Consider the following 12,321-nt stretch of genomic DNA (forward strand, 5'->3'; position numbering starts at 1 on the left):
TGATAAGGAGAAACACAATGGACCAGGAGTACACTCCGCTCGATTTGAGCACTCTGGACTTGAGCACCCCACTGCCGACCTACCCGAAGGACTTCCGTTCGGGTTTCGCGTCGCTGGTGGGCCGCCCGAACGCGGGTAAGTCCACTCTGACGAACGCTATGGTCGGTCAGAAGGTGGCTATCACCTCGAACCGTCCGCAGACGACCCGCCACACGATCCGCGGTATTGTGCACAAGGACGAGTACCAGCTGATTCTGGTGGACACCCCGGGTATTCACCGCCCCCGCACTCTGCTGGGTGAGCGTCTGAACGACCTGGTGGCAAGCACCCTTTCGCAGGTGGATGTGCTGGGCTTCTGCATTCCGGCGAATGAGAAGATTGGCCCGGGTGACCGCTACATTGCGTCGCAGCTGGTGGCGTCGAGCAATAAGCCGGTGGTTGCCATTGTGACGAAGGCTGATACCGTGAGCTCTGAGGAGTTGCGTGAGCAGCTGCTGGCTGTTGAGGCACTCGGCGAGGAGGTCATGAGCGCTGAGCGTGCGGCTCGTGCTAAGCGTGCCGCGCATCGTGCGAAGCAGAAGGGTAAGGGCCCCAAGGGTAAGGGCGGCAAGAATGATGCTGTGCCTTTCGCGAAGGGTTCGGGTCCTGCGGCTAAGCGCCGTGCCGGTGAGGTTGCTGAGCCGATGCCGGTTGACGGTAAGGGCGGCTGGGCTGCGATTATCCCGGTGTCTGCTGTGAAGCATTTCCAGGTGGATGCGGTTGCTGACCTGCTGGCGCAGTACACTCCGCTGTCGCCGCCGCTGTACCCGGACGGTGAGCTGACCGATGAGCCGGAGGCAACCCTCATCGCGGAGCTGGTGCGTGAGGCTGCCCTGGAGGGTGCGCGTGAGGAGCTGCCCCACTCGATTGCTGTGACGGTTGAGGAGATGCAGTTCCGCGAGGGCCGCCCGGCGGATAACCCGCTGCTGGATGTGCACGTGAACCTGTTTGTGGAGCGTGAGTCGCAGAAGTACATCATTATCGGTAAGGGCGGCTCGAATCTGCGCAAGATTGGTACGAAGGCTCGTGAGCAGATTGAGGCGATGCTCGGTACCCGCATTTACCTGAATATTCATGTGAAGGTTGCGAAGGAATGGCAGTCTGACGCTCGTGCGTTGAACCGCCTGGGATTCTAGGCAGCTTTCCTGAGCGGCTCGTCCTAAGGGACGGCTCTGAGAGGCAACCCTGAGCGGTTGCCCTTGGGGGCGGTCGCGCATCCCTAGTTTTCACCCGGTGGCTTGCAGAAATATGTGCATGCCTCCGGGTGAAACTTTTCACTCTCATTCGGCGCTCATAGGGAAGAGTGTTACTCTGAGAAAGCACTTGCTCACCGGCAGAAAGAGAAAAGGTATGCCCCAGGCACCTCGTTTACGAAGCACCGGTCGTCATATGCGCACGACGGTGCTGACTTCAAACCGCAATAAGTGGATTGCTCTGCTTACCGCGTGCATGCTCGTCATTGTTGTTGGCTTCGGTGGCGTGTTGGCTCTGCGTATGCGCAATAATCTGCATACTCAGGAGCTGAACATCAGCAATTACAAGGACGGCCTGGAGAACGGCGCCTTGGACATTCTCGTGATTGGTTCCGATACCCGTAAGGGCAATAACGGTGCGTACGGTAATGAGGATGACCGTAATTCTGAGGCTCGCGCGGACGTGATGATGCTGCTGCAGATCAGCAAGGACCGTAAGAACGTGAGCGTGCTGTCGTTCCCGCGTGACTTGATGGTTGACGTGCCGCAGTGTACTGACCCTGAGAGCGGCACCGTGTACCCGGCTGAGGAGAACGTTCAGATTAACGAGTCTCTGTCTCGCGGTGGTGCCGGTTGTACTGTGGCGACCATTAGCAAGCTGACCGGTGTAAACATTGACCACTTTATGTTGGTGGACTTTAACGCTGTGAAGGAGCTGTCGAAGGTTGTTGGCGGCGTTCAGGTCTGTGTGGATGCTCCGATTGATGACGAGTACAGCGGTCTGAAGCTTCCTGCGGGTACTTCCACTGTTGAGGGTGAGCAGGCTCTTGCGTTCTTGCGTAGCCGCCACGGCTTCTCGGATGGTTCCGATATTGGTCGTATTCAGGCTCAGCAGGGCTTCTTGTCTTCGCTGCTGCGTAAGGTGAAGAACGAGGGTACTCTGTCGAATCCGGGCCGTCTGATTAACATTGCTGAGGCGATTACTCAGAACGTGACGGTGGATAAGAACCTGGGTAATATCAGCACTCTGGTGGGTGTTGGTGCGACTCTCGGTGGCGTGGACCTGTCGAACGTTGTGTTTGCGACGGTGCCGACTGAGCCGTGGAGCCAGGATGAGAACCGCCTGCAGGTTTCTGCGGATGCTGCGAATGTGTTCCAGCGTCTGCGTGACGATAAGTCGCTGAAGGAGGAGAAGGCTCCGGCAGCTGAGGCTACTTCTGCCGCTCCGGTTCAGCTGGATCGTACGGTTCCGGTGAACGTGTACAACGCGACCGGTCTGGATGGTCGCTCGGCTACGATCGCTTCGGTGATTGAGGGCCTGGGCTACACGAATGTTACCCCGGGTACTTCGGCTAACCCGACGAACTTCACCACGGTCTTCTACTCGTCCGGTTACGAAGCGGAGGCGAAGGAGATCGCCGCGAAGCTGAACGTGACCCGCGTGGTGGCGACTGAAGAGGTTCTGGGCGTGGCGGTGACGATCGGTACTGACTTCCCGTCCGGTGAGGCGATGGAGAAGCAGGAGGCTGCGATTGCGGGTAACGCGACCGGTCAGACTGCTGATCAGCACAAGTGCCAGACTGCTTTCGCCTACTAGGCCCGAACTGCTGGGTGGCTGGTAGCGCAGTTGCGTGAATAACGAATAGAAGGGGCGTAGCGCCAGTAATGGTGGCTACGTCCCTTCGTCGTTAATGCTCGCCGTTAATTCTTTCCAGATGATGGACGGCGCCCCGTGCGCTGTGCCACCGCCTCCGGGCGCTGTGATAGCGTGGAGGTATGACTATTCACGGTGAGAGCATGCGCGGGGTTACCCGCCCGGCAGTGAACCTGCTGCTTATTCGCCGGAACGGGGCACGCTAGAATCTGCCGCAACCGTTCCGGCTTTTTGACGCGGCATCTCACCTTCGCATCCTTTACGATGCACCGCCTTGAACACGGCAGCCGGGGGACCGATATCCCGGCAGGTACGAGCCCCGGAACTGGGGTAGAGCGAGACGGACCAACCCACAGGAATTCATCATGAAAAACCACCAGAAGCCCAGCCCCATGCCGGTACACAAGTACCGCCCTTTCCACGAACAGATTGTTGTTGACCTGCCGGACCGCACCTGGCCGGATAAGGTCATTGAGAAGGCTCCGCGCTGGTGCGCAGTGGATCTGCGTGACGGCAACCAGGCGCTGATTGACCCCATGGACACCGACCGTAAGCTTGCGATGTTCAAGCTGCTGGTGAAGATGGGTTACAAGGAAATTGAGGTGGGTTTCCCTTCGGCGTCGCAGACTGACTTTGATTTTGTGCGCACCCTGATTGAGGACGGCCACATTCCTTCGGATGTGACCATTCAGGTTCTGGTGCAGGCGCGTGAGCACCTGATTGCCCGTACTTTTGAGGCGATTGAGGGCGCACCGCAGGCGATTGTGCACTTCTACAACTCGACTTCCGTGCTGCAGCGCCGCGTGGTGTTCCAGCAGGACCAGGAGGGCGTGCTGGACATCGCCCTGCAGGGTGCGCGCCTGTGCCGCAAGTACGAAGAGCAGATGATCTCTGATACTAAGGTCATCTATGAGTACTCGCCCGAGTCCTTCACCGGCACCGAGCTTGAGTACGCGGCTCGCGTGGTGAACGCTGTGGCTGAGGAGCTGGAGGTTGGCCAGAACGGCCGCGAGTTGATTGTGAACCTGCCCGCTACCGTTGAGATGGCTACCCCGAACGTGTACGCCGATTCGGTCGAGTGGATGGACCGCCATCTGAACCACCGCGAGCACATTGTGCTGTCGCTGCACCCGCACAATGACCGTGGTACCGGCGTGGCTGCTGCTGAGCTGGGTTACCTGGCGGGCGCTGACCGTATTGAGGGCTGCCTCTTCGGTAATGGCGAGCGCACCGGTAACGTTGACCTGGTGACCTTGGGTCTGAACATGTACACCCAGGGTATTGATCCGCAGATTGATTTCTCTGATATTGACGGTATCCGTAAGACTGTTGAGTACTGCAACCAGTTGAAGGTGCACGAGCGTTCGCCGTACGGTGGCGACCTGGTGTTCACCGCGTTCTCTGGTTCTCACCAGGACGCTATTAAGAAGGGCTTTGAGGCTCTGGAGCGTACTGCTGCTGAGGCGGGTAAGACCGTGGATGAGGTCTACTGGGAGGTTCCGTACCTGCCGATTGATCCGCGCGACCTGGGCCGTACCTACGAGGCGATTATTCGTGTGAACTCGCAGTCCGGTAAGGGTGGCATGGCGTACCTGCTGAAGCAGGATCACGGCCTGGATCTGCCGCGTCGTGCGCAGGTGGAGTTCTCGAAGATTGTTCAGGCTCGTACCGACGCTGAGGGCGGCGAGATGACCAGCGAGAAGCTGTGGAACATCTTCGCGGATGAGTACCTGCCCGCTACCGATCCGGAGAAGCGTTGGGGTAAGTACCGTATTGAGTCGATTAACATTGATTCGGCTGATACCGGTGCGACGACTCTGCGTGTTGGCCTGAACATTGATGGTCACACTTACACTCGTACTGCTTCGGGTACCGGCCCGGTGGATGCTCTGCAGAACATCCTCTCGGGCGAGGGCGTGGATATTCGCGTGATGGATTATTCGGAGCACACTATGTCGTCTTCGTCGACTGCTAACGCTGCCTGCTACGTTGAGGCTGCTGTTGGTTCTCGCGTGCTGTGGGGTATTGGTGTGGACAGCTCGACGACTCGTGCGGCTTTGAAGGCGATGATTTCGGCTGTGAACCGTGCGCTGCGTGATGAGCGTCAGGCGTAGGCGATAGCCGTACATGCTTTGTGCAAGGTTTGCGGGTGACCGCTGGCTGATGACCGTTAACCGTGCATGATGTGGGGGCGGGATGCATACTGGGAGTATGTATCCCGCCCTTAGTCGTTTAATGTGCGCAGGTGTTGTGTGCATCGGCGTGCTGTGGGGGGAATAATCTGCAGAGAGGAACTCTCATGAAAAGCTACGCGATGGTGTTTAGCCCCGTTGATGCGGCGGGCACCGATTCTTCTGTCCGTTCCTGGAATTATGAGCTGAGCGGTGGTGATGATACTGCTCTACCTGCAGGTTCCACCGAGGCGTGGGAGGCCGGCTGGGTGGGTTCGACCGGTCCCGGTATTGAGCAGGATCAGTGGCCGCGCAGTACGTTTACTGGTTTGCCGATGCAGCATATTTTTACGGTGAGGTTGCCGGGGGAGTACCTGCCGGATGCGCAGAAGTATCCGGGCGTTGTGGCGTTCTCTTTCTTCGCCGGTGATGGCCAGTTCGCTGAGGATGAGGCGACTGAGGGTGTTGCTAATGCTGCTAGTGATGACCCGTTTGAAGTGCAGTATACGCAGGCGCGGGTGCATCCGTACCAGTTGTTGTTGCGCGATATTTTGGATGCCGAGTTTGCGGTGCTGTACCTGAGTGAGGAGGAGTTCTCGTCCCGTACGGAGCCGCCGCAGGATGTGCGCCGGCCCGGTGAGCATCGTGGTGAAGAGGAGAGCTTCAGCGCCTGGGCTTTGGCGGATCAGCAGCAGCCGCTGGCTCGTAAGCCTGCTCTGGTGGGGTGGGTTCCGACGGATGACCCGAACGCCGGTAAGGTCCCCAGTGATGTGTTTGAGAATGTTGACCCGCAGACTGGTTATTTGAGTCCTTTCGATTGGGATGCGGAGGATTCGGCGTGGTTTGAGTGGGCGAAGCCGCTGATTGCGGTGGGTACTCACCTGGGTGGCACTCATTTTTATGCGCAGGCTCTTCCGAAGGGTCTGACGGCTCGTTATATTGAGTTCGATGAGTTTGATGTGCTGAATTTTGGGTGCGGTAGCGCTGTTTTTGATTTTGAGACTGGTGTTTTCGACTGGTCGTGCGGCTAGTACGCTTGCGCCGGAGAACGCGCCGCTGACGCACCTTCGACGCGCCGGAGAGCGCGCATTTGAAGTGTTTGCGCGGCCTCCTTGAACCGTGGGTGAACCGTGGATAAGCCCCGGATGCACCGCGGTGTACCTCCTGAAACGGCACCCTGAGCGTTTCACAGTGTGGACGGGGCGGTTTGCGGAGGTTCCACATCACCTTCGGCGAACCGCCCCGGGCGGGTGCGCCTCCTGTATCCTTGAATGCGTGGAATGGATTCAAGCAATTATTTTGGGCTTTGTTCAGGGCCTGACCGAATTTCTGCCGATTTCGTCATCGGCGCATCTGAACATTGTTGGCCAGATTCTGCCGGAGAAGGCTGACCCGGGCGCCGCGTTTACCGCAATCACCCAGCTGGGTACTGAGACCGCGGTCTTGATTTTTTTCTGGCGCGATATTGTGCGCATTGTGAAGGCGTGGTTTGGCGCTCTTACCGGCCGCGTACCGCGCAATGACCCGGATGCCCGCATGGGTTGGCTGATTATTATTGGCTCTCTGCCTATCGGTGTTCTGGGTCTGCTGTTGGAAGACTACATTGACACCCAGTTCCGTAGCCTGTGGATTGTGGCGACTATGCTGATTGTCTTTGCGGTGTTCCTGGGTCTTGCGGACCGTTTCGGCCGCGAGCAGCGTGAGCTGAAGGACCTGACTTTCCGTCACGGCCTGCTGTACGGTTGCGCACAGGCGCTGGCACTGATCCCGGGTGTTTCTCGTTCGGGCGGTACGATTACTGCGGGTCTGTTCATGGGTTACACCCGTGAGGCTGCGGCGCGTTACTCGTTCCTGCTGGCCATGCCCGCCGTGTTCATGTCCGGTCTGTACAAGACCTTCAAGGTGGTCACCGGCGAGGAGGCTACCGGCTTCTACGGTATCCCGTCGACTATCGTGGCTACTCTGGTCGCGTTTGTAGTGGGCTACCTGATGATTGGCTGGTTCCTGAAGTACGTGTCGTCGAAGTCCTACGGCATTTTCATCTGGTACCGTATTGCGCTCGGTATCCTGATTTTCGTTGGTCTGGGCACTGGCGTTCTGAACGCTACTTCTTCGGCGTTCTAAGGCTTTAGCCCTCAGCGTGATATGACATACCCGTCCGTGAGTTTCTCACGGGCGGGTATTCTTATTGGAGTAGATTTTTTGGCACCCGCATGCCTTGAGGTTGGGCGGCGGGTGTGGCGCGTCCACCGGTTGTGGGCGTTTTTACGGAAAGGAAACCCATGCGAGCTTGGGATGCCCCCGCCTCTGTGACTCTGCCCGGTCAGGCTGCGCTGCCGCGCATTTTTGATACTTCTGCCGGTGAGATTGTTCAGGTTCAGGAGGATAAGGCGGCGAGCCTGTACGTTTGCGGTATCACCCCATACGACGCGACGCATATGGGTCACGCCTCCACCTATGTTGCTTTTGACTTGCTGCACCGCGCCTGGCTGGATGCGGGCGTGCCGGTGACGTACGTGCAGAACGTGACCGATGTGGACGACCCGCTGCTTGAGCGTGCGACCGCGACGAACGTTGATTGGCGTGAGCTGGCTGAGGATCAGACGGAGCTGTTCCGCACCGATATGAAGGCGCTGAACGTGATTCCGCCGGCGCACTATGTGGGTGTGGTGGAGTCCATTGAGTGGCTGTTCCCGCTGATTGAGGATTTGCTGCGCCGCGGCCTGGCGTACCGCGTGCCAGGTTTCACGGATGAGCAGGGTGTGGTGCATCCTGACGGTGACGTGTACCTGGATCTGAAGGCTGTGCGTGAGCTGCCCGCGAACGCTGAGGGCTACTCGTGGGCGCCGGGCGAGGTCTGCCACTTGAGCCGTGATGAGATGCTGGAGATTTTCGCTGAGCGCGGCGGCGACCCGAACCGTGCCGGTAAGCGTGACGCACTGGATCCGCTGCTGTGGCGTATTGAGCGTGAGGGCGAGCCGAGCTGGGATGCCGGCGAGCTGGGCGCGGGCCGCCCGGGCTGGCACATCGAGTGCACGATGATTGCCCGCCGTTTTGTGGATGGTTCGCTGACCGTTCAGGCTGGCGGTAACGACTTGACGTTCCCGCACCATGATTTGGGCGCGGGCCATTCGTGGGCTGTGTCTGCACGCCCGCACGCTAAGCATTACGCGCACACCGGCATGGTCGGTTTGGATGGCCACAAGATGAGCAAGTCCCGCGGTAACCTGGTGCTGGTTTCGCGTCTGCGTGCGGCCGGTGAGGATGCGAACGCGGTGCGTCTGGCGATTATGGGTCAGCATTACCGTTCGGATTGGTTCTGGACTGATGAGCTCCTGGAGCACGCGAAGGCTCGCCTGGATACGTACCGTCATGCGGTGTCGGTGGCTGAGGGCCGTGAGGGTTCCGAAGGTGTCACCGATGAGGCGGCTGTTGAGCTGCTGGCCGCTGTGCGTGAGGCGCTCGGTGAGGACCTGAACGCTCCGGCGGCGTTGGCGGCTGTGGATGCGTGGGCTGTGAAGGCTCTGGCGGACACTACCGTCGGCGGTGGCGCGCTGGTGCGTGACATCCTGGCGGCACGCCTGGGCGTGGTCCTCTAAGATGGCTGCGTCTGTCATTGAGGAGCTGTATGCTCTTCGCCCGTACGACCGTGAGGCGGTCGATGCGCTCGCCGCAGAGATGTTAGCTGAGGTTCGCACGTACGAGGCGCAGAAGGAAGCGTAGGGCTTCTGAGAGCAATATAAGCCCAACAAGGGGGTGGGTGATCCTGGAATACTCCAGGGTCACCCACCCCCTTGCGTTTAACCGGTTGTAGAACCCAATAACTGGTGTTACTCTTCAGCAACTAGTCCTGAGCGGCTAGTCTTCGGTGTCTACAAATTCCTCACGGAAAATCTGTTCACCGGCAAGAACCTCATCAAGGAGCTTCTCCTGAGCAGGTTCCAGATGCACCAGGTGCGTAAGAGTGTAGAGCAGACGCTCATACTCTTCGCTCCAGGCAAGCGGCCATTCTCGCTGAACAATGTCGTTGAGCGAGGAACTCCACTTTGTTTCCGGATCCTTGAGGCGGTACTTAGCCCACATACCTAGTACCCGATTACCACCGACGGTGTAATCAAAGACGCGCTTTTCCACGTTCTCGCAGCGAGCCTCACCGAAGGAGACGGTGCCCATTACGGGGTTGTTCTCTTCCTCAGAGAGGCTATTGACCGGGTCGGGGGAGAAGCTGGGCTTCTTCTCCGGCATCGTCCTACCCATGTCTACCGTCGGGGTAGGCAGGGTGTAGTCTGCACCTTCGGGAAGCTGGTGCAGGTATTTCATACCCGGTAGCGGCTCACCGCGCTCACCGTAGGTGTGTAGCCACACAACCTGCTTACCGAGCTGAACGGCACGTTCCCAGAGCTCCGGGTCCGCAGTGAGGGGCACGCGAATACCCGCATGCTGGAGCGGCTTGTCAAAGGGGCGCACGTAGCCGGGGGGTCCGGTGAGTGCCGCTAGGTAGTAGACGAGGTCGCCGGGGGCGTTATCGCCGAAACGCTCACGTAGCATCTGCGCGGCAGATCCAGTGAGGTTTGGCGTACCACCAGTATTCAGCGTCGGGTGAGCTCGTCCACCCTCACTTCCCTTAAATGAGTGTTTATCGGGAATGAGGGTGTTAAAGAACAACCCTGGACCTGCTTTGGGGTAGTGTGCGTGCTGTTCCACAATAAAAATCTGCTCAGGGACACGATATTCCCACAGCTGGGGGGAAGGCATGTGGATTAGACGAGAATCCGCCATTACATACTGACGGTCAAAGGAGCGGAACCCTACCGGTACAATAGCCGGCGCGTCCGGAATGACTTCACGAGCAATCTGATCGTTCAGGCTTTCACGGCTCCCCTGGAACGTGTCGGTGCCGGGAAGGGGCTTCTTTCCCTTTGAAATAGTTGTGTCGCGTGTTTCTTTGAAACGCTCGGCACGTACCTGCAAATCATTGCCCTCAATCAGCTCAGCCCAGCGTTCTTCCAAAATGGATGGGGAAGGATCATATACCCACGACCTAGAAGGATTAATCCCAGGAAAATGGTCTAGGTAGAAATCAGGCAATGCCGGGTAACTGTCCCAGTCGCCACCCGCTTCGGGAGCGAACTTATCACCCCAGCCGGAACGCACCGGTTCAAACTCTGCGCTATCCAGTTCGAGGGCAGCAAGAGCCTGTATTTTCTCCGCAAAGGTACCGTGCAGAGCTACATAGCGGATATCCGCAGGGGTTTCCTCATCGGTATCTTCTTCACGCAGGAACATCGCGATAGATACAGGGGTCTCGATAGCGAAAATAGCATTCTTCGCTGGAGGTTGCATACCTTCAGGGGTCACATTAATAATCCATCCACGGCTGGACGAACGACGAATATACTCACGCATCCCCGCGAATCCCGGACCCTTCAGATATCCAGATGCGGTAATAAAACAGACAACACCTGCACGTTTGGAGCTATCTGACTGGCTCTCAAAAGCACGGAAAGAATCTTCGAAGACCTTCCAGAAAGCCCAACGCCAAAAGTAGACGTACAGGTTCTTCAGCACATACTCATATCCACCCATACCAGGAGCATGGAAGTCTTCCATAATGGAGGAGGAGTCGTCTTTGGAACGAGGTCCTGAATTGACCCAACCGCCCATTTTCTCCGCTTTAACTTTATACGGCGGATTACCAATGCATACCTGAATAGGCACCTCACGCTTTACCCTAGTTGCCTTATTCGACAACTGAGAAAGCAGACGCAGAGTATTACCGTTCACCGGCTTCTGCTTAGCGTAGGGGTCGCTCAGAGTATCCGCCACATAGAGATTCAGACCGTCCTCCGGAACGTCAGCACCCAGCTCCTTAAGGGTCTGGTTCAGGCGAAGCTCAGCCACGGAGAAAGGACCCGACTGCAGCTCAAAGCCGTACAGGTTCTTCGCCAGACGATTCAGAGCACGAGTGCGCGCAGCAGGAGAGAGGCTTTCCGCACTTGCCACTTTATGCATAACCGACAGCGGATAGGTGCCGGTACCCATCGCCGGGTCAATCACGGACACACCCTCACTCGCCAGACCGTGCTCCTTGCCCAGGTAGGTGCGCAGAGCGTCATCCACCAGGCGCACCATCTGATTCACCACTTCAACCGGGGTGTAGTAACTACCAGTCTTCTTACGCTGCGCCGGGTTATAGACCTTCAGGAAGTGCTCGTAGAGGTGCAGATACACATCCGACTTGCCGCCAGAAATATCAGCCCAGGAAGCGGCACCCATGACACGCACAATCACGGCGAGAGCGTTATACAGGGAGCTCTTCTCATCCAGGTGCTCGGTCAGCAGACCCAGCGCATTACCCAGCAGACCGTGTTGGGAACGCAAACGACTCGCCATGGTCGAGAATGTCTCAAGACTTAGGTCGTGACCCTCTGAGAGGGCAACCACCAGCGAAAACACAACCGTCTGTGCAAAGCTATCGGCAAACTCTTCATTACTGGTACTCGGGGCGAGAGTATCGCGCCAATCCTTACGCAGACCCACCAGCGGGGGAGGAATCACAAAATCCTCTTCACCCTTCTTCTTAGCTTTCGCTTGATCCGCTTTATAGGTCTTTTCCTGCGCAGCAAGGCCCAAAAGCATCTCTTCACGTAGCAAAGCAGCAAGGGGAGCGAGAGTTTCCACCAACTGTCCAGCACTCTTAATCGGAGCGGGAACCCAACGCAAAAAGTTCAGGAAAAACGTCGCGAGAGCATCCGGTGCGCTCAGCGTGCCATGGCCGCTGAAAGAACCATGCATATGCACTGCGTCGTACCCGGTGCTCGTCAGCACCGGTTCGCCATAACGGTATAGACGCCACTCGGTGCCATTGGTGTACAAAAGGTTTGGAAGGTTCCGCAGACGCTGCCACTGCCTATACTCGTGGCTCTTCTTACTAAAAGAAGCGGGGTCAATGTTCTTACCCGGAGCCTTCAGCTCCACGTAACCGGTTAAAACACCATCGACCGTGATGGCGTAATCAGGGCGCACCAGGCCCTCAGAAATTAGACCCCCCCCCGCTGTTTTCAGCGAGGTTTCACGGACGGTCACAACCTTCATCGAATGCAAAGCGCCAAAGTCCTGCAAAAGGGTAGCAACCGGGTTCGTCAGCTGAGCCTCCGGTTCGCCTTCCCCAACGCGCAGATTCTCCCGCACCTGCCTGCCGAACTCGGCAATCAGTGAGTTGAAATCAGTCACAATACTCTTTCCTTTGCCCATAATTCGTGGG

8 protein-coding genes are annotated in these 12,321 nt (G+C 57.8%); 7 read left to right on the top strand and 1 reads right to left on the bottom strand.

Annotated elements, in window-relative coordinates; translation table 11 throughout:
• The first annotated feature begins 17 nt into the window (after positions 1-17).
• From HMPREF2845_RS05055 to HMPREF2845_RS09460, 7 genes are all read left to right on the top strand, one after another.
• Positions 18-1,175 (top strand): GTPase Era, encoded by a 1,158-nt coding sequence (locus HMPREF2845_RS05055; protein ID WP_210394523.1) that lies wholly within the window; start codon positions 18-20, stop codon positions 1,173-1,175.
• Positions 1,176-1,389: 214 nt separating this feature from the next.
• Positions 1,390-2,829: an LCP family protein gene (locus tag HMPREF2845_RS05060; RefSeq protein ID WP_070634049.1), complete on the top strand. Its 1,440-nt coding sequence runs from the start codon at positions 1,390-1,392 to the stop codon at positions 2,827-2,829.
• A 422-nt stretch (positions 2,830-3,251) separates the two neighbouring features.
• Entirely contained in the window at positions 3,252-5,000 is a 1,749-nt protein-coding gene (gene leuA, locus HMPREF2845_RS05065; protein WP_070634050.1) for a 2-isopropylmalate synthase, read from the top strand.
• A 185-nt stretch (positions 5,001-5,185) separates the two neighbouring features.
• Positions 5,186-6,088, top strand: coding sequence for a hypothetical protein (locus HMPREF2845_RS05070; RefSeq protein ID WP_070634051.1), 903 nt, complete (start codon positions 5,186-5,188; stop codon positions 6,086-6,088).
• A gap of 244 nt (positions 6,089-6,332) precedes the next feature.
• Entirely contained in the window at positions 6,333-7,181 is an 849-nt protein-coding gene (locus HMPREF2845_RS05075; RefSeq protein ID WP_044150432.1) for an undecaprenyl-diphosphate phosphatase, read from the top strand.
• A gap of 158 nt (positions 7,182-7,339) precedes the next feature.
• Positions 7,340-8,656: a cysteine--1-D-myo-inosityl 2-amino-2-deoxy-alpha-D-glucopyranoside ligase gene (mshC, locus tag HMPREF2845_RS05080; RefSeq protein WP_070634052.1), complete on the top strand. Its 1,317-nt coding sequence runs from the start codon at positions 7,340-7,342 to the stop codon at positions 8,654-8,656.
• Between the two features lies 1 nt (position 8,657).
• Positions 8,658-8,780: a hypothetical protein gene (locus tag HMPREF2845_RS09460; protein WP_012903526.1), complete on the top strand. Its 123-nt coding sequence runs from the start codon at positions 8,658-8,660 to the stop codon at positions 8,778-8,780.
• 135 nt (positions 8,781-8,915) lie between these two features.
• On the opposite strand, the gene HMPREF2845_RS05085 is transcribed toward HMPREF2845_RS09460, so the two are convergent.
• Complete coding sequence (locus HMPREF2845_RS05085; RefSeq protein WP_070634053.1) at positions 8,916-12,290, bottom strand: type ISP restriction/modification enzyme; 3,375 nt, start codon at positions 12,288-12,290, stop codon at positions 8,916-8,918.
• Positions 12,291-12,321: the final 31 nt, after the last annotated feature.

The organism is Rothia sp. HMSC065B04, from assembly GCF_001812285.1.
GTDB classification, from domain to species: Bacteria; Actinomycetota; Actinomycetes; order Actinomycetales; family Micrococcaceae; genus Rothia; species Rothia mucilaginosa.